Below are 25,881 nucleotides of genomic sequence, written 5' to 3'. Positions count from 1 at the left end.
ACCTCCTGGCGACGGCCGTCGCTGTCGGAACGATTGCGCAGCACCAGGCCCTCGCGTTCGAACCGGGTCAGGATGCGGCTGAGGTATCCGGCGTCGAGATCCAGTGTCTGCCGCAGGGTTACCACCTCGGTGATCCCGGAGTTGGCGAGCTCGAACAGGATTCGCACCTCGGTCAGCGAATACTCGCTGTCCAGCAGACCTTCCCGGAGCACGCCGATGACTCGGGTGTAGCGGCGGTTGAACTCCCGGACTGCGGCGATATCGGTGGCGGCGACGGTGGTCACGACGGCTCCGTTCCTCGGTGGCGTCACAGTAGATCGTTGACTGAGTCAAAGAATACGCCGTACGGGCTGACGGCGCCGGAAAATGCCGTCGGCGGCATTTCCGGCGCAGCTCGGGTGGTAACTTGAACGCCGTTCAAGCCCGTGCGCGAGGCCGGGCAGTCGCGACCGCGAGGATTCCTGTGGCACTGACACCTGACGAGATCACCGCCATCGACGCCAAGCACGTCTGGCACCCCTACGGCGGATTTCCGGCCACCACCGAACCGCTGGTGGTGTCCGAAGCGGCCGGCGCCCGGCTGACCCTGGCCGACGGCCGGGTACTGGTCGACGGGATGAGTTCGTGGTGGGCCGTCATCCACGGCTACCGGCACCCAGTGCTCGACGCCGCGCTCCTCGCCCAGTCGCGGCGGATGAGTCACGTCATGTTCGGCGGGCTCACCCACGAACCGGCCGCGCGCCTGGCCGAACTGCTCGTCGAGATCACCCCCGCCGGACTGGACAAGGTGTTCCTCTGCGATTCCGGCTCGGTGTCGGTCGAGGTCGCGGTCAAGATGTGCCTGCAGTATTGGCGCAGCCAGGACCTGCCCGCGAAACGGCGACTGCTGACCTGGCGCGGCGGGTACCACGGGGACACCTTCACCCCGATGAGCGTGTGCGACCCGGCGGGCGGCATGCACGCGCTGTGGACCGATGTGCTGGTCGATCAGCTTTTCGCGCCGCTGCCGCCGCGTGATTACGAACCCGGATACGTGGCGGAGCTGGCGCGGCTGATCAGCACGCATGCCGACGAACTCGCCGCGGTCATCGTGGAGCCGATCGTGCAGGGCGCGGGCGGTATGCGCTGGCACCACCCGCGGTATCTGACCGAGCTGCGCAGGCTGTGCGACGAACACGGCGTGCTGCTCGTCTTCGACGAGATCGCGACCGGATTCGGCCGTACCGGAACACTTTTCGCGGCCGATCAGGTCGGCGTGCGCCCGGATGTGCTGTGCGTCGGCAAATCGCTGACCGGCGGGTACCTCACGCTGGCCGCCGCGCTGTGCACCTCGCAGATCGCCGAGACGATCAGCGCCGGGCACGGCGGACTGATGCACGGACCCACCTTCATGGGTAATCCGCTGGCCTGCGCCGTCGCGGTCGCCTCGATCGAACTGCTGCGCGCGCGGGACTGGCGCGGGGAAGTGGCGCGCATCGCGGCCGAACTCGAGACCGGCCTCGCCCCGGTGCGCGAACTCCCCGGCGTCGTGGACGTGCGCGTGCTCGGTGCGATCGGCGTGATCGAACTGGACCGTCCCGTGGACATGCGCACCGCGACCGACGCCGCCGTCGCGACCGGCGCCTGGTTGCGGCCCTTCCGCAACCTGATCTACACGATGCCGCCGTTCATCAGCACGACCGAAGAGATCGCGACGATCACCGCGGGGATGCGGGCGGCGGTCGAGGCGCAGGGGAGCTGAGGGGGGGGTGTGCGCGGAGTGCGACTTGAACGGTGTTCAAGTATGCTGCGGAGCTGTGACTATCGATCCGTTGAGCTGGTTGGACGAGCGTGCCGCGGCACGGGTGGCCGCGGGGTTGCGCCGGGAGTTGCGGCCGCGGGCGGCGCAGACGCCGTCGATCGACCTCGCCTCGAACGACTACCTGGGGTTGGTGCGCCATCACGAGGTGATCGAGGGGGCGATCGCCGCGGTGCGGCGCTGGGGCGCCGGGGCCACCGGCTCCCGGCTCGTCACCGGTACCACCGCCGCGCACGCGGAACTGGAAGCCGACTTGGCCGAGTTCGTCGGCGCCGAAGCGGGACTCGTGTTCGCCTCCGGTTACGCGGCCAACCTGGGCGTGGTCACCGCGCTGGCAGGCCGTGGGGCCCTTGTGGTCTCGGACGCGGGCAGCCACGCGTCGCTGGTGGACGCGTGCCGGTTGTCGCGGGCGCGGGTGGCCGTCGCCGCACACCGCGATGTCGACGCCGTCGACCGGCTGCTGGCCGAGCGCTGCGAGGAGCGGGCGCTGGTGCTCACCGATTCGGTGTTCAGCGCCGACGGTGACCTCGCGCCGCTGGTCGAGTTGCACCGCGTCACCCGGGCGCGTGGTGCGGTGCTGGTCGTGGACGAGGCGCACGGGCTCGGGGTGCGCGGCACCGGTGGGCGCGGTCTGGTGCACGAGCTGGGGCTGGCCGGTCAGCCGGATCTGGTGATCACCGCGACGCTGTCGAAAGCCCTTGCCGCGCAAGGCGGAGTCGTACTCGCCGCCGAACGGGTGCGCGCCCACCTCGTCGACGCGGCCCGCACCTTCATCTTCGACACCGGACTGGCTCCCGCCGCCGTCGGCGCCGCGCACGCCGCGCTGCGCGTGCTGCGCCGCGACCCGGACCTGGCTGCTCGCGTGCTCGAGCGTGCCGCCGACATCGCCCGCATCGCGGGGGTGCCCACACCCGAATCAGCGGTCGTCTCAGTGGTACTCGGCAAGGCCCAGGTCGCCTTCGACGCGGCCCGGCAATGCCGTGTCCGCGGCCTCGACGTCGGCTGCTTCCGTCCACCCTCGGTCCCGGAGGGAACCTCCCGCCTCCGCCTCACCGCCCGCGCCAACCTCACCCCCGCCGAGATCGCCACCATCGCAACAATTCTCGGCCCGGTACTCACCGAGGCTCGCGCCCCGGAAATGGTGCGCATCTGAACCGGGGGTGGTGCCCGAGGACACCGGACGTGCGGCGGGGCACACAAATCCCGCACCCCTTCTGTCTTCCTGCACCCGCTCCGGCATGTAGCGAGGAGCCGCAGGTGGCGCAGGACGGTCTATTCGAGAGTGAGGTGTGGTTGTGAGTGTTTTGTTGATCACCGGGACGTCTACTGATGTGGGTAAGACGGTGGTGACTGCGGCCGTTGCGGCGGTGGCGCTGGCGCAAGGGAAGTCGGTGGCGGTGTGTAAGCCGGGGCAGACGGGGGTGGCGCCGGGCGAACCAGGTGATCTCGCTGCGGTCGAGCGGCTCACCGGGGTTACGCGGACCGCCGAATTCGCCCGATATCCCGATCCGCTGGCGCCGGATACCGCGGCCCGGCGGGCCGGACTGCCGGAGTTGACGCTGGCCGAAACCGTGGCGGGCATAGCCGAACTCGATGCCGCGGACCTGGTGCTGGTGGAGGGCGCGGGCGGGCTGCTGGTGCGGCTCGGTGATTTCACCCTGCTCGACCTGGCCGAAAAGCTGGCCGCCCCGGTGCTGGTGGTGTCCGCGGCCGGACTCGGCACCCTCAACCACACCGAATTGACCACCCGCGCACTGCAAGCCGCGGGCGTGCGCTGCGCGGGCGTCGTGATCGGTTCCTGGCCCGCCGAACCCGACCTCGCCATGCGGTGCAACCGCGTCGACCTGCCCCGCCTCACCGGCGTGGACCTGGTCGGCTCGATCCCCGCGGGCGCAGGCTCCTGGCCGCGCGTGAGCTTCACCAGCGCGGCCCCGTCCTGGTTCGACCCGTCCTGGTCGCCGTTCGCCTGAAACTTCGCGCACCCCTTCTGCGCTCACGCACCCGCTGTGCCATGCCACAGCGGGTGCGACGAATCAGAACAGGTGCGAAGACTCGGCAGGGGTGCGCGCGAACGCGTACCCGGTCGGGGATCAGCGGATGGCGTCGTCGGCGCGGGGCTCGATGGTGGAGGCGGGTACCAGGTTCCAGCGCTCGAGTTGCTTGCGGATCTGTTCGGCGGCGTCGATGTTGAGCGGCCCGCTGGTCCACATGGCGTACGGGAGATTGAGGAAGCGGCCCTCGGTGACGGCGCGGAGCTGGTTGATTCCGGGCTTGCTACGCAGCGCGTCCAGTTTCTGCGCGAAGGTCTGCGGCGGGTAGTCGACGAACATGATGGCGTCGGGGTCGGCGGCGGCGAGCCGTTCCCAGGACACGCGCGTCCAGGTGTCGGGCACGTCGCCGAGCGCGTTGCGTCCGCCCGCAGCGTCCAGGATCGCTTGGGGCGCACCGAAACTGCCGCTCGACATGAGCGAGTCGGTGGCGCTGTCGAACAGGAAGACAGTCGGTTTGCGCTCGGCCTGCGGTGCGGCGGTCAACGCCGCGAGGCGCTGGTCCAGGTCCGCGGTGACCTCGGCGGCGCGCTCGGTGCGTCCGGTGATCGCACCGAGGTTGGTGAGATCGGTGCGCAGCGCTGTCCACGGCTCGACGATGCCGCGCGGCTTCTCGCCGTTGCGCTGGCGGCAGCTCTCGGTGAGCGTGTAGGCCGCGATACCGGCCTTCTGCAACGAATCCGGCGTGAGGTTCTTCGCCTCGTCGTACCCGTAGCTCCAGCCGGCCACCATCACGTCGGGGCCCTGCGCCAGCACCGTTTCCCGGGACGGATACTCCGGCGCAACGGACTTCAGTCGATCGACGACGGGACCGTAGTGCCTGCGCAGCGTATCGGCATCGCGCTGCACACTCGACACCGCGACCGTCTGATCTTGCGCGCCCAGCGCCAGCACCATCGAGATCAGGTTGCCGTCGTTGACGAACAACCGCTGGGCCGGCGTCGGAAAGCGTACGTCCACATCGCAATTCCGCACGGTCAGATCCCCGCCCGCCGACTTCTCGGCACTACATCCGGCCACCGCCACCGCCGCGGCCAAGGCCACCGCCAGCAGCACCCGCAACCCGTGTCTCATCCATTCACCTCTCGTTGATCGCCGACATTTCGAAAGCACTGCCCGAGCCACCGGATCCCGCGCGGCCAGACCTGATGCGTTGCAGGCCGGACAAGGCGTCTCCGCGCTGCTCGACCATCGACCGGACCCGCTCACGGAAGGCGCGGGGTGATGAGCAGGTGCGGGTGGCCGGTGGCCGGGTGCGGCACCCGCAGGGCTTGCACCGCGAAGACGGCTTCGACGACGTCGGGGGCCAACGCGGTCGCCGGTGGTGCGAGCGGATGTGCGGTGCCGTTGTGCAACACCAGGATCCGATCGCAGTAGCGATCGGCCAGGGTGAGGTCGTGCAGCGCCATGACGACGGTGCGGTGCAAGGTGCGGGCCAGCGCCAAGAGTTCCAGCCGGTGGGTGACGTCCAGGTGGTTGGTGGGTTCGTCCAGCAGCAGCACCGGGGTGTCCTGCACCAGTGCCCGCGCCAGCAGCACCCGCTGGCGTTCGCCGCCGGAGAGGTGATGCACCGGACGGTCGGCGAACCCGGCCAGATCGACGGTGGCCAAAGCCTGTTCGATCACCTGCTGTTCGCGCGGTGACCCGGCGCCCCACGGCGGCAGATACGGGGTGCGGCCGAGCGCGACCACCTCACCGGCGCGCAGGTCGGCGGGCGGTCGCTCGTCCTGCGCCACCGACGCCACGGTCCGCGCCCGCCGCCGTGCCGACAACCCGTGCAGCACTTGGCCGTCCACGAGCACCCGGCCACGCACGGGCTTACGTACTCCCGCGAGCACCTGCAGCAGGGTCGTCTTCCCGGTCCCGTTCGGCCCGACGATCCCGATCGTCTCCCCGGCCCGCACCGTGAAACTCACGCCGGACACCACTGTCCGCCGTCCCGCCGCACAAGCCAGGTCCTCGACCACCAGGACGCCCTCGCCACCTTGTCCACGCTCGGCTCGCTCCGCGAATCCGCCTGTGCGTGCGCCAGTATCGTCGCGTCGTACCGAATCCTCCGCCGCCGCGGCTCTGCTACGCCGGTTCATGCTTCACCGAAGCGGTAGCGGCGGCGGCCCATGAGGATGAGGAAGGCGGGGGCGCCGATGAGGCCGGTGAGGACGCCGACGGGGATTTCGGTGGGGCGCACGACGATGCGGGTGAAGGCGTCGGCGATGACGAGGAACAGGGCGCCGCAGAGGGCGCAGGCGGGCAGCAGGCTGCGGTGGCGCGGACCGACGAGCAGGCGGGTGGCGTGTGGCACGACCAGTCCGACGAAGCCGATACCGCCGGAAACCGCGACGAGCACGCCGACGAGCACCGCGAGCAACACGAACAATCCGATACGGAGTTCCTTCACCGGAACACCCAGCGACGCGGCGGTATCGGCGCCGACGGTCAGCGCGTCCAGCCAGCCGCCGGTGGCCAGCAGCACGCCGCCCGCGAGGGCGACCACGCTGAGCGGCAACGCGATTCGCGTCCAGTCGGCTCCGGCGAGACTGCCGAGCAACCAGAACAGCACGGATTGGGCGGCGGCCGGATCGGGCCGCCGGAAGATCAGATAACTGCTCAGCGCGGCGAAAGCGGAACCGAGGACGGTGCCGGTGAGCACCAGTCGCAGCGGCGTCAGCCCGCCCTGCGCCACGGCGATCAGGAACACCAGCGCCGCCGCGATGAACGCGCCGACCAGCGCGCCGCCGGAGAGTGCCCACACGCCCGCACCGGCGAACAGCCCCGAGGTGATGACCGCGGCCGCACCGACTCCCGCACCCGAGGACACGCCGAGCAGGTACGGATCGGCGAGCGGATTGCGCACCAGCGTCTGCATCGCGGTTCCGGCCAGCGCGAGCCCGGCCCCGACGATCGCGGCGAGCACGGTGCGCGGCACGCGCAGCTGCCACACGATGGTGTCCAGCCCGAAATCGGTGGGCGGCTGCCCGGTGAGCCGATGCCACAGCACCTCGATCACCGAGGCGACGGGCAGGTTCTCCGCACCGAAACCGGTGGCGACGAGCATGGCGCAGCCGAGTAGGGCGCCGAGTACGGGCAGCACGATCGCCGTGCGGGCACGGATCATCGGCGTTGCTCCACAGGCAAGTCGCGGCCTCTCCAGAGTTGCTCGGCAGGGGAGGTCTGACTCTCGCCGTGGTGGCGATCACAGTGGCGCGACCGTACCGGATTCGCACCGGTTTCCCGCACCTGCCAGGTAGGACGGGAGAACTCTACCGGTCGGTCGGGTTAACACTCGCGCGGGGCCGCGTGCGACATGGCGACGGCTCGGTTCCGTTACCTACAGTGGGGAAGATGTCGCCGTTCGAAGATCGGCACCCGTCCACTGTCGCGGACTGGGACGACGCGCGACGCAGAGCCCGGCTACGGGAAACGAACCTGTGGCACGAGTGGAAGTCGTTGCGCCGGACCAAGTCGGCCATGGTGCGGGTGCTCGTACTGCTCGTCGCCGTACTCATCTGCTATGCGCAATATCTGACCTTCGATGTGCAGCCGGAAGCGGCGCGCCTGGCGCGCACCGACCCCGCGATCCTGCCCGTCGCGGCTCCGGCCGATCCCCGCGATTGGGACACGGTGGTGGTGGACATGGTCGGTCTGGGCAACGTGGACGCCAGCGCGACCGCCGCGGCCCTGCCCTCGCTGCGCCGGATGGGCATGGTGTGGGCGATCCGCTACGACAACGAAGGTATCGACACCAAAGTCATCGCCGAACTGATCGTGCGCGCCGCCGAACTGTCCGGTTTGAAGAACGTTGTGCTGGTCGGGCACAGCATGGGCGGGGTGATCGCGCTGGAAGTGGCCAAGCACATTCATCTCGACAGCGATCGCAGGCTGGTGGGGGTGATCCTGGACTGCACGCCGGTGGACCTGGACGCGGTCCGCCCGGAGAGCCGCGGTCGCGGCGAGGACATGGTGCGCTGGATGCGCTGGCTGCCCGGTGCGCGGGAGAGCAGGCTGTTGCGCCTGGCGGTGGAAACCTATGCGCGGCGGGACCGTTTCGTCTCGCACGGCGGGGGTGGCACGCCGCCCGGCATCCGCTTCGCCCCGTTGCGTGACGTGCTCGGCGAGGTGCTGCGGGAGAAGATCTTCTCCCGCAACGCGGCGAGCAACGGTTTGATCGAATCGCAGTTCACCGCGATCGTCGCGGGCGGCGCGACGAACGATCTACGCGCCCTGGCCGCGCCCGTGGACGGAAAAGCCCGTCCCGCTGTCGTTTTCATCCGCCCCCGGGACGCGAGCAGAGACCGGGTGGTCGATGTGGAGTACTCGCACCGGGTGCTGATCGAACAGGCCGGCGGGGTCGACGGCACCCTCTCGGTGGTGCAGGCGCGAAACACCGGGCACGCCAACCCGATGCAGCGTCCGGTGGAGTACAACACCGTGATCGAGCAGCAGATCGTGCCCTTCATCCAGCGCTATCAGCAGCGGGTCCGCACGACGATCAGCTCGGCCGCACCGGGCTGAGGCAGTTCGAACCAGCCTGAGACAAACGGTGTTCGGGCCGGTTTTGTCTTGTTTGAATCCGAGTATGTACCGACCACGCACGTCCCTGTTCGGCCGCCATGGCCGCACCACCGCCGCATTGCTCGCCGTGGCGACCGTTGCGACCCTCGGACTCACCGGCTGCTCGAACAACGACAAGCCGGTCGGTCCCGTCGCCGATACTCCGCTGCCCGTAGAAGTTCCGGCCGGAACCAAAATCGTTGTCGCCGACCAGCAGGAGCGATTGCAGACCGCGCTGCGGGTGTCCGGCGAGCTGGACAAGCTGCCGTTCGAGGTGGAGTTCGCCAACTTCATCGGCGGCCCGGCGATCTTGGAGGCGTTCCGCGCCGAGGCGGCCGATATCGCGCCGGTCGGCGACGTCCCGCCCATCCACGCCGCGGCCGCGGGCCAGGACGTGCCGATCGTGGCCGCCTACCAAACCAGCAGTACCGCATTGAAACTCGCGGTGGCGCCGGGCAGGCAGATCACCAAGTTGACCGATCTCAAAGGCAAGAAGATCGCCTACGCCGAAGGCACCGCGCAGCAGGCCGCGGTGTTGCGAGCGCTGGACAAGGCCGGGCTGAAACCCGCTGACGTGCAACTGGTCCGGTTGCAATTGGCCGAGTTCCTCGACGCGGTGCGGACCGGGCAGGTGGACGTCGCCCCCTTGATCGAACCCAATGTCACTCGGCTGCTGCGCACTCCGGGCGCGAGCCTCATCCCGGACAGCGAGACCGAAGGCATCTACGGCGGCCTCGCCTATCTCTACGCGCGCCGCGCGGTGGTGCAGGACCCGGCCAAGGCGGCCGCCACGCGGGCCCTGGTGGGCGCCTACATCCGCGCCAACCAGTGGACCAACACGCACCAGGACGAATGGGCGCGCAAGTACTACATCGAAAACCAGAAGGTGAGTGCCGACGACGCGAAGCGCATCGTCGATTCGCTCGGCATCCTCACCTTCCCGCACCTGAACCAGCAGCTCGTCGATCGGCAGCAGGCCACCATCGACGTCATCGACAAGGCGGGCGAACTGCCGAAGAAGGTGCAGGCCGCCAAGAGTTTCGACCTGCGCTTCGATGCCGCGATCACCGAAGCGGTCAGCGCCAGCGGCGCCGCTCACGCACCGAAGGAACGCTGATGGCGACACTGGACGCAGGAGTTCTCGGCAGGCTCGGGCGTGGCCGTGCGCCGGCCGCAGCCCCGGCCAAACGTAAACCGGCCGGGCGCAGGCTCGGTCCGGGACGGCCGATTCCGTTCGGCGTCGCCCTCGGCCCCGTGCTGCTGATCGCGGCCTGGGTGCTCGGGTCCGCCTCCGGCGCACTGGATCCGGAGACGCTGCCCGCGCCGTGGGTGGTCGCCCAGACCGCAGGCGACCTGGCCGCGGACGGCCGCCTGCAATCGAATCTGCTGACCTCGGTGCAGCGTGCCGGGATCGGCCTGGTCATCGGCGTGCTCGCCGGCCTGATCCTGGCCTTGGTCGCCGGGCTCAGCCGGATCGGGGAAGCCTTGGTGGACGGCCCCATCCAGATCAAGCGGGCGATCCCGACCTTGGCGCTGATTCCGCTGTTCATCGTCTGGTTCGGCATCGGCGAGGAGATGAAGCTGGTCGTCATCACGACCAGCGTGGCCATCCCGATCTACCTGAACACCCACGCCTACCTGCGCAGCGTCGACGCCAGATACGTGGAGCTCGCACAGACCGTGGGACTGTCGCGCTGGGGGTTCATCCGACGCGTCGCGCTGCCCGGATCGCTGCCCGGCTTCTTCATCGGGCTGCGGCTCGCGGTCACCATCGCATGGCTGGCCCTGGTGGTGGTGGAACAGGTCAACGCGACCAGCGGCATCGGCTACCTGATGACCCAGGCTCGCACCTACGGGCAGATCGACGTGATCGTGGTCGGTCTCGTGATCTACGGCCTGCTCGGGCTTTTCGGCGATCTCGCCGTCCGCGCGGTGGAAAGGAAGGCGCTGTCATGGCGATCGACACTGGGCGACTGAGCGTCGTGCGCACCCGGGAGTTGCGCCGCGGCTTCGGCGACCGGGTCGTGTTGCGCGACCTCGACATCGATATCGCGCGTGGCGAATTCGTCGCGCTGCTCGGGCGCAGCGGTTCCGGCAAGAGCACCCTGCTGCGGGCACTCGCCGAATTGGACTACGACGTACCGGGTTCGGGCGAGCTGACCGTGCCCGCCGAACGGGCCGTGGTGTTCCAGGACTCGCGGCTGCTGCCGTGGGCGCGGGTGCTCGACAACGTCATTCTCGGCCTGACCGGCGGCGACGCGGCCGAACGTGGACGTGCGGCGCTCGCGGAGGTCGGCCTGGCCGGTCGCGAAAAGGCGTGGCCCAGGGAGCTTTCCGGGGGCGAGCAACAGCGCGTCGCGTTGGCGCGCTCGCTGGTCCGGGAACCGGAGTTGCTGCTCGCCGACGAGCCGTTCGGCGCGCTCGACGCGCTCACCCGGATCAAGATGCACGCGCTGCTGCAGGACCTGTGCGCCCGGCACAAACCCGCCGTGCTGCTGGTCACCCACGATGTCGACGAGGCCGTGCTGCTCGCCGACCGGGTGCTGGTGCTCGACGGCGGCAGTATCGCGGTGGACCAGCGCATCGATCTGGAACGTCCCCGCCACCACAGTGATCCGGCCTTCAACCACTACCGGTCCCTGCTGCTGGCCAGCCTGGGCGTCGGTCCCGCCGGTCAGCCGGCCCCTCGCGCGGAAGAGAAGCAAGCCTCATGAGTACTCCCCGTCAGCTCAGCCTGAACGCGTTCATCTACCCGTCCGGCCATCACGAGGCGGCATGGCGGCATCCCGACAGCCAGCCGCATCGGATCTACGACGCCGCCTACTACCAGGAGATCGGCCGCACGGCCGAGGCCGCGAAACTGGACGCGGTGTTCTTCGCCGACGGTCCGGCGCTGCGCACCAACGTCGAGCACAATGCGGGCTCCGGCCTGGAACCGATCACGCTGCTCACCGCGATCGCCACGGCGACAACACATCTCGGGCTGATCGCGACAGCCTCGACGACCTATTACGAGCCGTACAACCTGGCCAGGCTGTTCTCCACGCTCGACCACATCTCCGGTGGCCGCGCTGGCTGGAACATCGTCACCACCGGCACCGATCTCGCCGCCGCCAACTTCGGGTTGGCCAAGCACCCCGACCACGCCGAACGCTACGCGCGGGCAAGGGAATTCGTGGACGCGGTGGTCGCGCTGTGGGACAGCTGGGAAGACGACGCCATCGTGCTGGACCGGGCAGGCGGGCGGTACGCCGATCCCGCGAAGATCCACCCGATCGACTTCGTCGGCGAATATCTGCGGGTGCGTGGGCCGTTCAACGCGCCGCGCACGCCGCAGGGTTACCCGGTACTGGTTCAAGCCGGGGCTTCCAACGAAGGGCGTTCGTTCGCGGGCAAATACGCGGAGGCGATCTTCACCGCTCATCAGCGGCTCGAGGACGCGCAGGCCTTCTACGCCGATATCAAGGCCCAGGCGGCAGGTTTCGGACGCGCGCCCGAACACGTCAAGATCTTGCCCGGGATCAGCCCGTTCATCGGCGATACCGAGGCGGCGGCCAAGCGGCTCGAACGGGAGTTCAACGAGCTGACCGTTCCGGAGTACGGTCTGACCCAGCTGGAGAACATCGTCGGCAAGAGCCTGCGGCACCTGCCGCTGGACGGCGATATTCCGGTCGATCTGTTCGACGACGCCGGCGACGTCACCGACAACGGCCGCAGCAGGTTGCAGGTCGTCGCGGGCATCGTGCAGCGCGAGCGGCCGACCGTGCGCGCTCTGCTGCACCGCCTCGCCGGTGCGCGCGGGCACCGGGTGTTCGCGGGTACGCCGGAACAGGTCGCCGACACCATCGAGGAGTGGTTCCGCGGCGGCGCCGCAGACGGTTTCAACGTGATGCCGCCGTACTACCCCGGCGGCCTCGAGGTGTTCGCCGCGACCGTCGTTCCGATCCTGCAGGAACGTGGCCTCTTCCGCACCGAGTACAGCGGCACCACGCTGCGCGATCATTTCGGCCTGCCCCGCCCCGAAAGCCGTTTCGCCCGCCGCCCCGCGCTCGCCCGGTGAGCCCACCGGTCCCACGCGTGCCCGAACCGGCTGTCGCGCAGCGGGATTCTGCGGGATCCCGGGTAGGTCCTACCCGGCGGGCATCTGGCTCGACCGGCGCGGCGGTCGCGCCGTCGGTGTAGCGGCAATGGTGTTGTTCGCCTTGGGTTTCGGCGTGTTGCCGGACACCTCGTCGCTCATCGGACGGCGTGGTCGCGGTGCTGCTCGGGCTCGCCGACGGGGTCAGCAACGGCGTGATCATGACCGTCGGCGCCGACGCGGCGCCGGACGGCAGGCGGGCCGAATTCCTCGGCGCCTGGCGGCTGACCCATGACGTCGGCATGTTCGCCGGTCCGCTCGTGGCGGGCGCGATGTATCGCTGGTTTCCCGGCCACAACGGTGTCCGCGTGCAACCGCTTCCGGTCGATCCCTGAACCGCCGTGCCGTCGCCGAAGTCCGGCATCCCGGCATGGGCGGGAATCAGCGGACGCGGGTGCCGAGCAGGTGCCGCACGCCCGCGACGAACAGTTGCAGGCCGAAGTCGAAACGTGCCGTGGGATCCGGGATCTCGTCGAGCGGGGTGTCGTCCTCGGGTAGTGCGCCCGCGGAATCCATCTGCATCCTGGACTGTTCGTCGACGGTCTGGCCGAGCACGTAGTACAGCAGCGTGAAGGAGCTGAGTTCGGCCTCGGAGCGGGGCATGCCCGCCCGGATGGCGGCGCTCACCATGCGTTCGCGGCCTTTGCTCGTGGTGAGCCGGGAAGCGTAAGTGGCCGAGACCAATTCGGCGCCGTCCCGGTAAGCGAGCAGGCAGTCGCGCAGCCGGTGCGCCAATTCGATGACCTGGCCGGACCATTCGGTCGCGACGATCGGATCGTCCATCGGCGCGAGGATCTTGTCCGCGACCGCGCCGAGCAGCGCCTGCTTGTTCGGGAAGTGCCAGTACAGGGCGCCAGGCTGCACCTGGAGCGAGCCGGCCAGCCTGCGCATGGTCAGATCGGCGAGGCCGTACTGGTCGAGAATCGCGATGGCGCCGTCGACCACGTCCGCTCTGTGCAGCTGCACCCGATTTCCTCCGTCTATCCATGGCAGTACCTGTCTGAGCACGCACGCTACCGCCTCGGGACGCTCGGTTGTGCCGCCGCGTCCGAGTCACGCCTCGGGTGCCGCAGTGTTTTGACTCACTGCCCGCGCTACCCTAACCTGAACGCCGTTCAAGTTGCACGGCCACCTCGGCCGGACGAAGGGATTCGTGCAGTGACCCAGGCCCCCGTTGATACCTATCCGCCCGCCCCGCCGGCGGCCGCCGCGATCCTGTCCGTCGCCCGGGCGCAGGTGCTCGAGCGCGGTGTCGGGCTCACTCAGGAGCAGACCCTCGAGGTGCTCCGCCTCGGCGACGACCAGCTCGAGGAGCTGCTCGCCCTCGCCCACGACGTGCGGATGAAGTGGTGCGGCCCGGAGGTCGAGGTCGAAGGCATCATCAGCCTCAAGACCGGTGGCTGCCCCGAGGACTGCCATTTCTGCTCCCAGTCCGGCCTGTTCCAGTCGCCGGTGCGGGCCGCCTGGCTCGACATTCCGAGCCTGGTCGAAGCCGCCAAGCAGACCGCCAAGACCGGTGCCACCGAATTCTGCATCGTGGCCGCGGTGCGCGGCCCGGACGCGCGCCTGATGGCGCAGGTCGCCGCGGGCGTCGAAGCGATCCGCAACGAGGTCGATATCCAGGTCGCGTGCTCGCTGGGCATGCTCACCCAGGACCAGGTCGACCAGCTCGCCGCGATGGGCGTGCACCGCTACAACCACAACCTGGAGACCTCCCGCTCCTACTTCCCGAACGTGGTCACCACGCACACCTGGGAGGAACGCTGGGACACCCTGCGCATGGTGCGCGCGGCGGGCATGGAGGTGTGCTGCGGCGGCATCCTCGGCATGGGCGAAACGCTGGAGCAGCGTGCGGAATTCGCGGCGAACCTGGCCGAGCTGGAACCGGACGAGGTCCCGCTGAACTTCCTCAACCCGCGCCCCGGCACCCCGTTCGGCGATCTCGAGGTCCTGCCCGCCGCGGACGCGCTGCGCGCGGTCGCCGCGTTCCGGCTCGCCTTGCCGCGCACCATCCTTCGTTTCGCGGGCGGTCGCGAGATCACCCTCGGCGACCTCGGCGCCAAGCAGGGCATCCTCGGCGGCATCAACGCCGTCATCGTCGGCAACTACCTGACCACGCTCGGCAGGCCCGCCGAGGCGGATCTGGATCTGCTGGGCGAGTTGAAGATGCCGATCAAGGCGCTCAACGAAACCCTCTGACCCGGCCCATGAGTAGTGTCATGCCCATGGACGAGCGCTACAACCCGTTCACCGGCAAACGGATCGTGCCCGGTCTCGACGACGCCGTACCCGCGGCCGCCGCACTGGGTCTGGAACCGCCACGGTTCTGCGAGCAGTGCGGTCGCCGGATGATCGTGCAGGTGAGTCCGGACGGCTGGTGGGCCAAATGCTCCCGGCACGGTGTGATCGACGCCGCCAGTCTGGAACTGCGCTAGTGCCGGGGACGCCGACCGCCGCGCCGCACGAGGTGCGCGGCGCCGCCGTGCTCACGCTGCTCGTGGTGCTGGCCAGTGCGCTCGTCGGGGTGCTGTGGGGCGCGGTCGCGCCGACCGAGCAGCTGTTCGTGGTGGAGCAGGGCCGCGGCGCCGTGCTGACGGGGGAGAGCGCGCATCAATTCGACGCGGTCGCCATGTTCGTCTGCTTCGGCGCGGTCACCGGTCTGCTCACCGCGATCGCGGCGTGGCGCCGGCGGGCTCTGCGCGGGCCGCTGCTGCAGATCGGGCTGCTGGTCGGCTCGCTCGTCGGGGCCGTCGTGATGGCGAAGCTCGGCGAGCAGGTCGCCGAATGGGCGCATCCGCGGCCGCATGATCCGCCGATCGGGCAGATCGTCGAGTTGCCCAGCGAAATGGGCAGCTGGCTGGCGCTGATCGTGCAGCCGTTGGTCGCCTCGCTCATCGTGCTGTTCTGTGCGGCGCTGAGTCCGTCGGAAGATCTGGGCACCGGTACCGGTCTCACCCGTCCGATAGCGCCGTTCGGGTCGTTCGGCGCGCCGGCCTACCCCGCGGGCGACGCGTCGTACCCGGCGGGTGGAACGGCCGTGCCCTACGGTGATTACGAGCCCGCCGGGGAGGCCGATTCCGGATCGCCGCCGCAGACCCGGCCCAGCCACTGACGGTGTTGTCCGAACCGTTGCCCGGCCGACAGCTCAGAGGTACCGCAGGCTCCTAGAATTGGGGGACACGCTGTGCGTTCGGAGAGGAACGGGTTGTGGCGTTCGTCGGTAGCGGGCTGGTCGTCGAGGAGCTCGACGCAAAGTTCTGGCGGGTGGTCGAACCGCTCGTGTATCAAGGTGATTCCCAGGAATTCGTGATTCCGGCCGGGTTCCGCACCGACTTCGCGTCGGTGCCGCGGGCGCTGGTGTGGCTGGTGCCGCGCTACGGCGCCTACACCCGCGCCGCCATCCTGCACGACTTCCTGCGCAGTACCGGAAGGGTGAGCGTCGCCGACGCGGACGGCCTGTTCCGCCGCTGCCTGCGCGAGATGAACGTGGCGGTGCCGCGGCGCTGGATGATGTGGGCGGCAGTGCGTTTGGCCAGCGGCCTGCGCGGCGCGAGCCTCGGCGCCGTCGCGGTCTGGGTGCTGATCGCCGTCCCGTCCGTGCTGTTCCTGGCGGTTCCGGTCATCGTCGTGCAGCTGTTCCTGGTGCTGTTCTGGTTCGTGGAGTTGTTCTGCTGGGCCGTCTCCCGCCTCTTCACCCGCACCGCCGCGCCACCGCCCGCACCGCAGATGAAGACGGCCTGACCGCGCGCATGAGCCTGCCCACACTGGTGGTGGTCAGTGGACCGCCCGGCGTCGGCAAGACCACCCTCGCGCACGGTCTGGCGCGGCGGCTCGGCTGCCCGGCCGTGTGCCGCGACGAGATCAAAGAGGGGATGGTGCATGCCACTCCGGGATTCGTTGCCGGGGTGGATAATTCACTCGACCTGCGGACGTTGTCGGTGTTCTTCGAAACGCTGGAGCTGCTCGTGCGCGCCGGGGTGACGACGGTGGCGGAGGCGGCTTTTCAAGACCGGTTGTGGCGGCCGGGACTGACCCCGCTGCTGGGTCTGGCGCAGGTGCGCGTCGTGCACTGTGTGGCCGCGCCCGAAGTCGCCGCCGAGCGAATCCGGCAGCGCCGGAACGAGAATCGGCTCCGGCGCGCGCATTCGGCGCCCGGGTCGGCGGTGCCGGTCGGCAGGCCGTTCGACCGGGTCGCCCTGGATGTGCCCTGCCTCGAGGTCGACACCGCCGCCGGCTACGACCCGTCGCTCGACGAGGTGCTCGCCTTCGTCAACCGGTAGTGCCGGTCGCGATGACACGGGCGCGTAGCGCGGAAAATGGGTGGAGGGGCGTCGTGGGCCCGCGTAGGGTCGCGGAGCGGAAAGGAGGTCCGGTGCGAAATGAAAAGAGCGGGGCGGCGGCAGAACCGGCCTCCGCGCCGAGCCGCGAGCGAGCGGATCTGGTGGCCTGGCGGCGGCGGGATGCGTTGCGGCGTAGCAATGCCGCGCAGCCGCTGCCGAACAAGCGGCGGTACCGGCGGGTCACCAAGCATCGCAAGGCAGTAGCCGAGTAAGCCTGCTGGACGGGAGACGAAGCCGCGCTTTTCGGTAAGCGCGCCATCAGGTCTCCTCGATCAGCGCCCTGGCGACGGGTAGCAGGGCAGACCCACCGGGACCTGCCCGCCGACCCGCTCGAGCACAGCCGCCGCCCAGTCCGGCCCGACGCCGCCGTACAGTTCGATCAGGTGCAGGCCCTCCGGTTCCGCGGCCGGTTCCGCGGCGATATCGGCCGCCTCCGCGGCGGCGCGGGCGGCCGCGGCTACGTCCCCGCTGAATCACTACCGCCCGGCTGCCTCGAGCCCCCAATGAGGTCGTCAGGTGCGGGGGCGCAGGGCAGCGAACTCGTCGGTGACGCGGATGCCGGAGTCGGTGTAACGGTAGACGGCGGCGGGGCGGCCGCCGGCCCGGCCGGGGGCTCTGGTCTGCCCGGTGGGGGTGATCACCTTGCGGCGACTGAGGACTCGTTGCAGGTTCGTCGTATCGACGTCGTAACCTAGTGCTGCGCAGTAGATTTCACGCAGGGTGGACATGGTGAAATCGGCGGGGGCGAGGGCGAACGCGATATTGGTGTAGGAGAGTTTGGCGGCCAGCCGGGTACGCGCGTGATCGACCACCGTGCCGTGATCGAAGGACATCGGCGGCAGCGCCGAGACGGGATGCCAGGCCGTGTCCGAGGGCAGCTGAGGATCGGCGGTGAGCGGGACCAGTCCCAGATAGGCCGAGGCGATCCGGCGCGGCGCGGGCACCCGGTCGGGCGCGCTGAACACCGACAACTGCTCGAGGTGGGCCAGCTCGCGCACGTCGACCTTCTCGGCGAGCTGCCTGCCCGCCGAGGTGTCGAGGTCCTCGTCGTCGCGCAGGCGCCCGCCGGGCAGCGACCAGGTGCCCTTCTGCGGGTCGAGCGCGCGCTCCCAGAGCAACACGGCCAATTCGGTCCGCTGGCCGGGCGGGCAGCGCCCGATGATCTCCTTTCCGGCCTTCGCAGAGCCGGGACCTGCGGCGATGTTGGCGGGGAAGCGGCGAACCTGGAACACCGCGGTGAGCGTTTCGTGGATGGTGCTACTATGGGCCACGTTTTCGATTATAAGTCGAAAACCTGGTTAGGTGCGAATCGGTGGTGTAACTGGTCGCACGACGAAGGGAGCCATCATGGCGACGATGGGTGCGAAACTGGCGCCTCCGCTGATGGAGCAGGTGTTCGACGGGCCGTCGGGGTTCACCGGTGTCGAGGCGACGCCGCAGTGGGCTCAGGAAGTCAAGCGACTGGCCCGCGAGCGAAACGCGACGATTCTCGCGCACAACTATCAGCTGCCGGAGATCCAGGACGTGGCCGATCACGTCGGTGATTCGCTGGCCCTGTCGCGGATCGCCGCGGAGGCGCCCGAGGACACGATCGTGTTCTGCGGGGTGCACTTCATGGCGGAGACCGCGAAGATCCTGTCTCCGGAGAAAACCGTGCTGATCCCGGATCAGCGCGCGGGCTGCTCGCTGGCCGATTCCATCACCGCGGACGAATTGCGGGCCTGGAAGGCCGAATTCCCGGACGCGCTGGTGGTGTCGTATGTGAACACCACCGCCGAGGTGAAGGCGCTCACCGATATCTGCTGCACCTCGTCGAACGCGGTCGACGTGGTCGCCTCGATCGACCCGGACCGGGAGGTGCTGTTCCTGCCGGACCAGTTCCTCGGCGCGCACGTCAAGCGGGTCACCGGCCGGGCGAACATGCACATCTGGGCGGGGGAATGCCACGTGCACGCGGGCATCAACGGCGACGAGCTGACCGAGCAGGCGCGCACCCACCCGGACGCGGAGCTGTTCGTGCATCCCGAATGCGGTTGCGCCACTTCGGCGTTGTACCTGGCGGGCGAGGGCGCGTTCCCATCCGAGCGGGTGCACATCCTGTCCACCGGCGGCATGATCGATGCCGCCCGCGAGGTGCGTGAGCGGCGCGGCTCCGGTCAGTCGACGCAGGTGCTGGTCGCCACCGAGGTCGGCATGCTGCATCAGCTGCGAAAGGCCGCGCCCGGCATCGACTTCCAGGCCGTGAACGACCGGGCCTCGTGCAAGTACATGAAGATGATCACCCCCGCCGCGCTGCTGCGCTGCCTGGTGGAGAACCGCGACGAGGTGCACGTCGACCTGGAAACCGCGGCCCGCGGCCGTAGTTCGGTGCAGCGGATGATCGAGATCGGCAATCCGGGCGGTGGTGAATGACGCCGACCCCTGCCCGCGCGGCAGTGGTCGGGCAGTCGTTCGAGTGGGAGGCCGAGGCCGACCTCGTGGTGATCGGCGGCGGCGTCGCCGGGCTGACCGCGGCGCGCACCGCGTCGCTGCGCGGGCTGCGGGTGCTCACGCTCAGCAAGGGCGGAGCGACCGACACGTCCACGCAATATGCCCAGGGCGGCATCGCTGTCGTTGCGCCGGAAGGCGATTCGGTCGAATCCCATGTGCAGGACACGGTGGAGGCCGGTGCCGGGCTGTGCCGGGTCGACGCGGTGCGCTCGATCGTCGAGGGCGGCCAGGACGCGGTCGCGGCACTGACCGACCTCGGCGCGGTGTTCGATCTCGGCCGCGACGGTCAGATCTCGCGCACCCGGGAGGGTGGGCACAGCACGCGTCGCATCATCCACGCCGGTGGGGACGCGACCGGTGCGGAGGTGCAGCGGGCGCTCAACGCGGCCGGACTGCCGGTGCTGTTCGGCGCGGCGGCCGGTGACATCGTCACCGGGCCGAACGGTGTGCAGGGCGTCGTCGTGGTGTCCGACAAGGGTTTCGGTGTCGTGCACACCCCCGCGGTGCTGCTCGCCACCGGTGGGCTCGGCCAGCTCTACGCGCTGAGCACCAACCCGCCGGGCGCCACCGCCGACGGCGTCGCGCTGGCGCTGTGGGCCGGCGCGGCGGTCGCCGACCTCGAGTTCGTGCAGTTCCATCCGACCGTGCTCTACACCCCGGGCGGGCTCGGCCGCCGCCCGCTGATCAGCGAGGCGGTGCGCGGCGAGGGCGGGATTCTGGTGGATTCCGAGGGCGATTCGGTGACCGCCGGACTCCATCCGCGCGGCGACCTGGCCCCGCGCGACGTGGTCTCGCGCGCGATCGCGGCCCGGATGCGCGCACTGGGCACCGATCACGTGTACCTCGACGCCCGCCCCATCGACGGCTTCGCGCAACGGTTCCCGACGATCACCGCCTCCTGCCACGCAGCGGGTCTCGATCCCGCGACCGACCTGATCCCGGTCGCACCGGCCGCGCACTACCAATGCGGCGGCGTGGTTACCGACCCGCACGGGCGTACCGCGGTGCCCGGTCTCTACGCCGCGGGGGAGGTCGCGCGCACCGGTTTGCACGGCGCGAATCGCTTGGCCTCCAACAGCTTGCTGGAAGGTCTCGTGGTCGGCGAGCGGGTCGGTGTGGCCGCCGCCGAACGCCGCGGCGTGCCCGCCACGGTGGCCGAGATCCCGGCCCGGTACGCCGAAACGGCCGATCGCCGGGTGCTCCAGCAGCTGATGACCGAGCACGCCTCGGTCGTCCGCGACCGGGCCGGGCTGGACGAGGCGATCAAACGGATGGAAGACGCTGTGACACAGCGCCGCACGCTCAGTGCCGACGGCACGTTAGACGAACGGGTCGCCGGTCTCGAGGACGCGGCGCTGACCCTGGCGGCGCGCACGCTGCTGCTCACCGCCGCGACCCGCACCGAAAGCCGGGGCTGTCACACCCGATCCGATCATCCGCACCCCGACGACCGGTTGCGCCTGAGCTTCTCGGTTCGACTGGACGGCGCCGGCCGGCCGCAACTGGGCCCACCCGCCTGACCCGAACGTCGTGCGGCACACCCGACACGTCGGCCGTGGTGTGCCACGCGGCGAAACACAGACAACTGGAGGAGTGCGTCGATGGCTCTGGATACCGCGTTGGACCGCGATGAGGTGCTCACCCTCATCCGGACCGCGCTCGACGAGGACCTGCGCTACGGACCCGATATCACCACCGCAGCAACGGTTCCGGCCGACGCGGTGGTGAAAGCGTCGGTGGTGCCGCGCCAGCCCGGCACGGTCGCCGGACTCGACGTCGGGCTGCTGGTGCTCGACGAGGTGCTCGGCGCGGGCAGCTACGAGATCACCGGCCGCGTGGCCGACGGAACCCGGGTTGCCCCTGGACAATCCGTGCTCACCGTCGTCGCGCCGACCCGGGGGCTGCTCACCGCCGAGCGCACCATGCTCAACCTGGTCTGCCACCTCTCGGGCATCGCGACCGCGACCGCGGCCTGGGTCGACGCCGTCGCGGGCACCGACTGCCAGATCCGGGACAGTCGCAAGACCCTGCCGGGCCTGCGCGCGTTGCAGAAGTACGCGGTCCGCGTCGGCGGCGGTGTGAATCATCGGATGGGACTCGGCGACGCCGCGCTCATCAAGGACAACCACGTCGTCGCGGCGGGCTCGGTGGTCGAGGCCCTGCGCGCCGTGCGCGCCCTCGCTCCCGATGTCGCCTGTGAGGTCGAGGTCGACAGCCTCGAACAGCTCGACGCGGTGCTCGCCGAGAACGTGGCACTGGTGCTGCTCGACAACTTCCCGCTCTGGCAGACCCAGGCCGCCGTGCAGCGCCGCAACGCCACCGCGCCGGGCACGAAGCTGGAGTCCTCCGGTGGGCTGGCCCTCGACGTGGCCGCGGACTACGCCCGGACCGGCGTCGACTACCTGGCCGTCGGCGCGCTCACGCATTCGGTCCGGGTGCTCGACCTCGGGCTCGATATGTAGCGGAACGATCTCGTTCGCCGATCTAAGGACGTGTTGTCTCGACCCGATCGGTACCTTGATTCACCGCGCGCCCGCTCACCCCTGTGTCACGCTCCGAATATGAAGCCGACGACGGCGCTGCTGGTCTCGGTCGTCGCCGCGCTGGCCGCGCTGTGGTTCGGCGTTCCGGCTGCGGCCGCGGCGCCGGACTGCGCACCGGACAAGGTTGCGCGACAACCGATCACGATCGCGGTCGACGGGGAGCAGGCGAGCGGCTGGGCCTACGAGCCCTACACCTGTAGTCCTGGTGACCTTCCCGCGCGTCAGTTGATCGTGGCGGTACACGGCTTCAACGAGAAGTCGGCCGATTACCCCGACGTGATGTCGGCGCTCGCGCAGCGCAGCGGCGCGACACTGCTCACGCTGGATCAGCGCGGCGGGAACAGCCGGTGGAAGACGGGGGAGTGGAACCCGTGGGCGGGCTGGCACGATGTGGTCGCCGCGGCCCAGTGGTACAAGGGCGAGCATCCGTCGGTCAGCAGGACCGTGCTGTGGGGTTGGAGCCAGGGCGGCATGACCAGCGGGCTGGCCCTGGCGCACGGGCCCGCAGGGTTGTTCGACTACTGGGTGAACACCGCTGGGCCGTCGAACGCCGTCGACTATTGGAACCTGGGCAACAGCCTCGGACTACCGCAGCTCACCCAGATCGAGCGGGACGCGGGGGACTGTTCACCCGCGGAGTGTCCGCAGGCGTACCGGGACCGTTCCACCGCGGCGCTCGCCGCGCAACTGCACGCGCGACGTAGTTTCCTGGTGCACGGCACCGCCGACCCGATTGTCCCGTACCAGCATTCGCTCGACCTTAAGGCGGGACTCGCGGCGGCGGGCAAGCCCTATTCGATGTACACGATCGTCACCGGCCGTGGTCCGGACGGGGCCGTCCTGCCTGGAACGCACTGGATCGGACCGGTCTGGTTCCAAGGTGCGTGTGTGGTCGAGCGGATCCTCACCGATCGTGAGCCGATGGACCGGACCGCGCTCGAATACACCACCGACGTGCTCACCGGCGTCGACACCGCGCCGCCGGCACCGCCCGGTGCGACCTGTGCGGGGTGAACCGCGCTAGGCAGTCAGTTCCCGCTCCAGCGGGGTCCTGAAGCGGGGGATGGCGCGGACCTCGCCGAACCACGCGCCGGTGCGCTCGGCCTCGGCCTCGATCATGGCCTTGGCCTCCGCGCCGACGTCTTCCAATAGCCGCCAGACGATTTCGCCGTCTCTGCGCTGCGCCCAGCCGCCGACGATGCGGCCGTCCCACCAGATCGTCGGGCCGACGTTGCCGTTGCGGTCGAACAATGACGGTGCGTGCGGGCCGAGGTACCACTGCCTGGACTGCCAGCCCATCGGCGTCGGATCGAGCGCGGGCAGCAATGCGGCCCAAGGTGGCGGTGCCGCAACGGGTTCCAGATCGTCGGCGAGCAGCAGGCCGGTGCCGTCGTCGAGTTCGACCTCGACGGTATCGAGAGCGGTGAGCGCCTTGCGGACTTCGCCGACACCCCAGCCGGTCCACCACTTGAGATCGGTGAGCGGCGCGGGACCGAACGCCCGCAACCACTGCCGGAGCAACTCGGTGCGCGCCTGCTCGGCCGAGAGCGCCGGAATGCCTTCAGGGAGCCAGGATTCGATCGGCGACCAGGTGTACTGACTGCTGGTCCAGCTGCCGTTCGGGCGGCCGCGGACGATGCGGCCCTCGCAGCCGAGGGTCACCAGCACCCAGGTGGTGATGTTGGTCGGCTTCGAATACGCCTTCTCCGGTGCGGTGTTCACCTGGGTGCGCAGCCGGGGCACGTCCTTGCTGAGCTGTGCGCCGGTGGCCGCGCCGCGGGCAAGTAGGGCCGCGTGCGTTTCGGCTTCGACTTCGGCGAGCCACGGGGAGACGTCGCCGTCGACGACCCCGGCGACCTCGAGGTACTTGCCGTAGGTGCGCCGCTGCTTGTGCGCCAGCGCATCCGCGCACGAGGACTGCAACACCGGCAGCGACTCGACCGGGACGACGAACATGGTGCGGCGCATCGCCAGCATGCGCAGCAGCGTCCGGTCGTCGTAGAGCGCCCGTTCGACATGTGCGGGGGTGAGCGTATTGCTGCGCGCCCCGACGGACAGGTACACCGTCGCCGGGTCGGTCGCGTGCAAGGCGACCAGCGAGCGAGCTATCTCGGTGACCTGATCGCACCGGTTCGCCGTCGCGAGCCGGTGCCGTACCGCCAGCCGAGCGCGACGCTCGGCCACATCAATCGAACACATAGGCGAAAGCCTAGCGTTCGCCGGTGACCGATCAGAGTCCGAAGTCGTGCGGGTTCAGCCGCAGCGTCGCGGACGGCGGCGATCTCGGCCCGGTCGAAGCTGCCGTCGGCGTTGCCGACCATGATGCCGGTCTGGATCACGGCGGTCGCCTCGGTCGGCTTGCCCGCTGGGCGCGTCGTGTGCCGTACTCAGCTTCAGCGCGTGTCGGGTGCGCGGTGTCAGGGTTCCGCCGTAGTCATCTGGCTGTCGTCGCGTCTCGAACGGCTCGGGAAAGCGGGCGGGGGCCTGTACCAAGCGACAGATAGGTGGGGGTTCACAGAGGACCCATACGGTTCACAGGAGCTACAACCCCTGTGAACCGTATGGAAGGTCTGTGGGCCCTTGGTCGACTGGGTGGGGCGCCCCGAGGCGCAACGACACCCACTGGCTACCGCAGTGATGCCCCCGAGCCTGGTAGTCAGGCCCAGGCACGGAGGTGCGTCGCTGTGGGCGGGCCGTCGAGTTGCGCGGCAGCGGAAGTGGTGACGTGTCGGTGGGCAGGGGGCGGGGCGGGCTGCGTGTCATCATTCGAGGATGAGGCGCGGGAAAGTACTGGTCGCAGTGGGCGTGCTGTGGGGTGCGCTGGTGGTGGGTGCGCCGGTGGGGGCGGCGGAGGCGGAGTGCGTGCCGCAGGTGGGGGTGCGGGCGGTGGCGTTGACCGTGGATGGGGAGGAGGCGACCGGGCGGGTGTACGAGCCGTCGGGGTGCGGGGTGGCGGCGCCGGCGAAACTTGTTGTCGCAGTACATGGGCACGACGGGTCGTCGGCTGACTATGCCGGGTATCTGATGTCGATCTCGCGGCGTACCGGGACGCCGGTGCTGTCGATGGATCTGCGGTCGGCGGACAGTGTGTGGCGGACCGGCGAGTGGAATCTGTGGGCGGGGCAGCGCGATATCGTGGCGGCGACGCAGTGGTATCGCAGCGAGCAGCCGACCATCGAGCGCACCGTGCTGTGGGGCTGGAGTCAGGGTGGCATCATGAGCGGCCTCGCGGCGATGCACGGTCCGCGCGGACTTTTCGACTACTGGGTCGACAATTATGGTCCCGCAGACGATTTCACGATGTGGCTGGCCGCGGGCAAGGTCGATCCCGCACTGCCCGGACAGATCGAACGCGACGCGGGCGGCTGCACGCCGCTCGTCTGCCCGCAGGCCTACATCGACCGTTCCCCTGTGCTGCTGGCCAGTCGGTTGGACGTGCGCCGCACCTTCCTGATCCACGGCACCGGCGACGATGTGGTGCCCTACCCGACCTCCCTGGAAATGCGCGCCGGACTGCTCGCCGCAGGCAAACCCGTCTCGATGTACACCGTCGTCACCGGCCGCGACCTGAACGGCACCGTGGTCCCCGGGGACCACAGCGTCGGCCCGGCCTTCTTCGAGGGCGGCTGCGTAGTAGAACGTCTGCTCCTCGGCGCCGAACCTGCCGACGGCCCCGACCGCGACTACCTCATCGACGTCGCCCGCAACCTGGTCACCGCCCCCGCCGCCCCTCCGAATGCCAAGTGCGCCGCATGATCTCGGCCCGAGCAGAAAACCCGCCCCCGCTGGACACCAGCTGCGTCGGGTTCCCGGTCTGAGTATTGCCCGCTCTCCCCGAATGCCAAGTGCGCCATATGATCCCGGGCGGGCACTCGGTCCGCCGCTCCCGTGGATGCCGAGTGCACGGAACACCGATGCGCGTCTGTTCGCTCGACGCCTTCGACGAGACCTGAACGTGGAGCGGGGCCGGGGG

General features: G+C 69.7%; 27 protein-coding genes and 1 pseudogene. 20 read left to right on the top strand and 8 right to left on the bottom strand.

The genetic code is table 11. From position 1 onward, the window contains the following. The coding region (locus tag NBRGI_RS38625; protein WP_029902576.1) for a MarR family transcriptional regulator at positions 1-284 on the bottom strand (284 nt) is incomplete at its 3' end. Positions 285-463: 179 nt separating this feature from the next. Between NBRGI_RS38625 and NBRGI_RS38620 the strand changes: the two genes are divergently transcribed. From NBRGI_RS38620 to bioD, 3 genes are all read left to right on the top strand, one after another. Next, entirely contained in the window at positions 464-1,741 is a 1,278-nt protein-coding gene (locus NBRGI_RS38620; RefSeq protein WP_029902574.1) for an adenosylmethionine--8-amino-7-oxononanoate transaminase, read from the top strand. A 55-nt stretch (positions 1,742-1,796) separates the two neighbouring features. Beyond that, entirely contained in the window at positions 1,797-2,951 is a 1,155-nt protein-coding gene (locus NBRGI_RS38615; RefSeq protein WP_029902572.1) for an 8-amino-7-oxononanoate synthase, read from the top strand. 142 nt (positions 2,952-3,093) lie between these two features. Further along, positions 3,094-3,768 (top strand): dethiobiotin synthase, encoded by a 675-nt coding sequence (gene bioD / locus NBRGI_RS38610; RefSeq protein WP_029902570.1) that lies wholly within the window; start codon positions 3,094-3,096, stop codon positions 3,766-3,768. A gap of 120 nt (positions 3,769-3,888) precedes the next feature. On the opposite strand, the gene NBRGI_RS38605 is transcribed toward bioD, so the two are convergent. The 3 genes from NBRGI_RS38605 to NBRGI_RS38595 all read right to left on the bottom strand — a co-directional run bounded on the left by NBRGI_RS38605 (position 3,889) and on the right by NBRGI_RS38595 (position 6,961). After that, positions 3,889-4,920, bottom strand: coding sequence for an ABC transporter substrate-binding protein (locus NBRGI_RS38605; RefSeq protein ID WP_029902568.1), 1,032 nt, complete (start codon positions 4,918-4,920; stop codon positions 3,889-3,891). A 131-nt stretch (positions 4,921-5,051) separates the two neighbouring features. Beyond that, positions 5,052-5,762 carry an ABC transporter ATP-binding protein gene (locus tag NBRGI_RS38600; protein WP_370627915.1) on the bottom strand — a complete coding sequence of 237 codons (711 nt, stop codon included), beginning with the start codon at positions 5,760-5,762 and terminating at the stop codon, positions 5,052-5,054. A 167-nt stretch (positions 5,763-5,929) separates the two neighbouring features. Next, entirely contained in the window at positions 5,930-6,961 is a 1,032-nt protein-coding gene (locus NBRGI_RS38595) for a FecCD family ABC transporter permease (RefSeq protein WP_029902558.1), read from the bottom strand. Positions 6,962-7,188: 227 nt separating this feature from the next. Here NBRGI_RS38595 and NBRGI_RS38590 point away from each other — a divergent pair, with 227 nt between their 5' ends. The 6 genes from NBRGI_RS38590 (at position 7,189) to NBRGI_RS38565 (ending at position 12,870) form a co-directional block, all read left to right on the top strand. Further along, entirely contained in the window at positions 7,189-8,358 is a 1,170-nt protein-coding gene (locus tag NBRGI_RS38590) for an alpha/beta fold hydrolase (RefSeq protein WP_029902555.1), read from the top strand. Between the two features lie 64 nt (positions 8,359-8,422). Continuing rightward, positions 8,423-9,514: an ABC transporter substrate-binding protein gene (locus NBRGI_RS38585; protein ID WP_029902553.1), complete on the top strand. Its 1,092-nt coding sequence runs from the start codon at positions 8,423-8,425 to the stop codon at positions 9,512-9,514. Then, positions 9,514-10,374: an ABC transporter permease gene (locus tag NBRGI_RS38580; RefSeq protein WP_029902551.1), complete on the top strand. Its 861-nt coding sequence runs from the start codon at positions 9,514-9,516 to the stop codon at positions 10,372-10,374. The genes NBRGI_RS38585 and NBRGI_RS38580 overlap by 1 nt, the downstream gene beginning before the upstream one ends. Continuing rightward, entirely contained in the window at positions 10,350-11,111 is a 762-nt protein-coding gene (locus NBRGI_RS38575; protein ID WP_029902550.1) for an ABC transporter ATP-binding protein, read from the top strand. Before NBRGI_RS38580 ends, NBRGI_RS38575 begins: the two co-directional genes overlap by 25 nt. Then, positions 11,108-12,457: an LLM class flavin-dependent oxidoreductase gene (locus tag NBRGI_RS38570; RefSeq protein ID WP_029902547.1), complete on the top strand. Its 1,350-nt coding sequence runs from the start codon at positions 11,108-11,110 to the stop codon at positions 12,455-12,457. Before NBRGI_RS38575 ends, NBRGI_RS38570 begins: the two co-directional genes overlap by 4 nt. Positions 12,458-12,645: 188 nt before the next feature. Then, complete coding sequence (locus NBRGI_RS38565) at positions 12,646-12,870, top strand: hypothetical protein (protein WP_029902545.1); 225 nt, start codon at positions 12,646-12,648, stop codon at positions 12,868-12,870. A gap of 46 nt (positions 12,871-12,916) precedes the next feature. Here the strand turns inward: NBRGI_RS38565 and NBRGI_RS38560 are convergent, their stop codons facing one another. Then, positions 12,917-13,501: a TetR/AcrR family transcriptional regulator C-terminal domain-containing protein gene (locus NBRGI_RS38560; protein ID WP_014983236.1), complete on the bottom strand. Its 585-nt coding sequence runs from the start codon at positions 13,499-13,501 to the stop codon at positions 12,917-12,919. 192 nt (positions 13,502-13,693) lie between these two features. Here NBRGI_RS38560 and bioB point away from each other — a divergent pair, with 192 nt between their 5' ends. From bioB to NBRGI_RS46975, 6 genes are all read left to right on the top strand, one after another. Further along, positions 13,694-14,734 (top strand): biotin synthase BioB, encoded by a 1,041-nt coding sequence (bioB, locus tag NBRGI_RS38555; protein WP_081878417.1) that lies wholly within the window; start codon positions 13,694-13,696, stop codon positions 14,732-14,734. 26 nt (positions 14,735-14,760) lie between these two features. After that, positions 14,761-14,970, top strand: coding sequence for a biotin synthase auxiliary protein BsaP (bsaP, locus tag NBRGI_RS38550; RefSeq protein WP_148311124.1), 210 nt, complete (start codon positions 14,761-14,763; stop codon positions 14,968-14,970). After that, complete coding sequence (locus NBRGI_RS38545; RefSeq protein WP_029902538.1) at positions 14,970-15,647, top strand: DUF2567 domain-containing protein; 678 nt, start codon at positions 14,970-14,972, stop codon at positions 15,645-15,647. Before bsaP ends, NBRGI_RS38545 begins: the two co-directional genes overlap by 1 nt. Before the next feature lie 95 nt (positions 15,648-15,742). Next, positions 15,743-16,276, top strand: coding sequence for a DUF1353 domain-containing protein (locus NBRGI_RS38540; protein ID WP_029902536.1), 534 nt, complete (start codon positions 15,743-15,745; stop codon positions 16,274-16,276). Positions 16,277-16,284: 8 nt separating this feature from the next. Continuing rightward, entirely contained in the window at positions 16,285-16,815 is a 531-nt protein-coding gene (locus NBRGI_RS38535) for an AAA family ATPase (RefSeq protein WP_029902534.1), read from the top strand. A 92-nt stretch (positions 16,816-16,907) separates the two neighbouring features. Then, on the top strand, positions 16,908-17,087 hold the full coding sequence (locus tag NBRGI_RS46975) for a hypothetical protein (RefSeq protein WP_081878415.1): 180 nt from the start codon (positions 16,908-16,910) through the stop codon (positions 17,085-17,087). A 60-nt stretch (positions 17,088-17,147) separates the two neighbouring features. On the opposite strand, the pseudogene NBRGI_RS50040 reads toward NBRGI_RS46975, so the two are convergent. Next, positions 17,148-17,309 (bottom strand): annotated as a pseudogene (locus tag NBRGI_RS50040) (DUF6506 family protein); the annotation flags it as partial. A gap of 78 nt (positions 17,310-17,387) precedes the next feature. After that, positions 17,388-18,146 carry an NUDIX hydrolase gene (locus tag NBRGI_RS38530; protein ID WP_029902532.1) on the bottom strand — a complete coding sequence of 253 codons (759 nt, stop codon included), beginning with the start codon at positions 18,144-18,146 and terminating at the stop codon, positions 17,388-17,390. Between the two features lie 76 nt (positions 18,147-18,222). Between NBRGI_RS38530 and nadA the strand changes: the two genes are divergently transcribed. From nadA to NBRGI_RS38510, 4 genes are all read left to right on the top strand, one after another. After that, a complete protein-coding gene (nadA, locus tag NBRGI_RS38525) occupies positions 18,223-19,287 on the top strand; it encodes a quinolinate synthase NadA (RefSeq protein WP_042256081.1) in 1,065 nt (354 codons plus the stop codon). Continuing rightward, the gene (locus tag NBRGI_RS38520; protein WP_029902530.1) at positions 19,284-20,885 is read left to right on the top strand and encodes an L-aspartate oxidase; all 1,602 of its coding nucleotides are present in this window, start codon (positions 19,284-19,286) and stop codon (positions 20,883-20,885) included. Before nadA ends, NBRGI_RS38520 begins: the two co-directional genes overlap by 4 nt. Before the next feature lie 81 nt (positions 20,886-20,966). Then, positions 20,967-21,827, top strand: a complete 861-nt coding sequence (gene nadC / locus NBRGI_RS38515; RefSeq protein WP_029902528.1) for a carboxylating nicotinate-nucleotide diphosphorylase — start codon at positions 20,967-20,969, stop codon at positions 21,825-21,827. Positions 21,828-21,926: 99 nt separating this feature from the next. Continuing rightward, complete coding sequence (locus NBRGI_RS38510) at positions 21,927-22,922, top strand: alpha/beta hydrolase family protein (RefSeq protein WP_029902526.1); 996 nt, start codon at positions 21,927-21,929, stop codon at positions 22,920-22,922. A gap of 6 nt (positions 22,923-22,928) precedes the next feature. On the opposite strand, the gene NBRGI_RS38505 is transcribed toward NBRGI_RS38510, so the two are convergent. Next, a complete protein-coding gene (locus NBRGI_RS38505; RefSeq protein WP_029902524.1) occupies positions 22,929-24,107 on the bottom strand; it encodes a winged helix DNA-binding domain-containing protein in 1,179 nt (392 codons plus the stop codon). Between the two features lie 573 nt (positions 24,108-24,680). Here NBRGI_RS38505 and NBRGI_RS38495 point away from each other — a divergent pair. Beyond that, positions 24,681-25,664, top strand: a complete 984-nt coding sequence (locus NBRGI_RS38495; protein WP_029902520.1) for an alpha/beta hydrolase family protein — start codon at positions 24,681-24,683, stop codon at positions 25,662-25,664. Positions 25,665-25,881: the final 217 nt, after the last annotated feature.

Source organism: Nocardia brasiliensis IFM 10847 (assembly GCF_000710915.1).
Classification (GTDB): Bacteria; Actinomycetota; Actinomycetes; order Mycobacteriales; family Mycobacteriaceae; genus Nocardia; species Nocardia brasiliensis_A.
This window is presented reverse-complemented; position numbering and strand designations above follow the sequence as displayed.

Coding starts and splice junctions, on each gene's coding strand:
- NBRGI_RS38505 (WP_029902524.1), bottom strand. CDS start 24,107: ATGTGTTCGATTGATGTGGCCGAGCGTCGCGCTCGGCTGGCGGTACGG.
- NBRGI_RS38520 (WP_029902530.1), top strand. CDS start 19,284: ATGACGCCGACCCCTGCCCGCGCGGCAGTGGTCGGGCAGTCGTTCGAG.
- NBRGI_RS38605 (WP_029902568.1), bottom strand. CDS start 4,920: ATGAGACACGGGTTGCGGGTGCTGCTGGCGGTGGCCTTGGCCGCGGCG.
- NBRGI_RS38595 (WP_029902558.1), bottom strand. CDS start 6,961: ATGATCCGTGCCCGCACGGCGATCGTGCTGCCCGTACTCGGCGCCCTA.
- NBRGI_RS38495 (WP_029902520.1), top strand. CDS start 24,681: ATGAGGCGCGGGAAAGTACTGGTCGCAGTGGGCGTGCTGTGGGGTGCG.
- NBRGI_RS38535 (WP_029902534.1), top strand. CDS start 16,285: ATGAGCCTGCCCACACTGGTGGTGGTCAGTGGACCGCCCGGCGTCGGC.
- NBRGI_RS38590 (WP_029902555.1), top strand. CDS start 7,189: ATGTCGCCGTTCGAAGATCGGCACCCGTCCACTGTCGCGGACTGGGAC.
- NBRGI_RS38580 (WP_029902551.1), top strand. CDS start 9,514: ATGGCGACACTGGACGCAGGAGTTCTCGGCAGGCTCGGGCGTGGCCGT.
- nadA (WP_042256081.1), top strand. CDS start 18,223: ATGGCGACGATGGGTGCGAAACTGGCGCCTCCGCTGATGGAGCAGGTG.
- NBRGI_RS38570 (WP_029902547.1), top strand. CDS start 11,108: ATGAGTACTCCCCGTCAGCTCAGCCTGAACGCGTTCATCTACCCGTCC.
- NBRGI_RS38585 (WP_029902553.1), top strand. CDS start 8,423: ATGTACCGACCACGCACGTCCCTGTTCGGCCGCCATGGCCGCACCACC.
- NBRGI_RS38510 (WP_029902526.1), top strand. CDS start 21,927: ATGAAGCCGACGACGGCGCTGCTGGTCTCGGTCGTCGCCGCGCTGGCC.
- NBRGI_RS38575 (WP_029902550.1), top strand. CDS start 10,350: ATGGCGATCGACACTGGGCGACTGAGCGTCGTGCGCACCCGGGAGTTG.
- bsaP (WP_148311124.1), top strand. CDS start 14,761: ATGGACGAGCGCTACAACCCGTTCACCGGCAAACGGATCGTGCCCGGT.
- nadC (WP_029902528.1), top strand. CDS start 20,967: ATGGCTCTGGATACCGCGTTGGACCGCGATGAGGTGCTCACCCTCATC.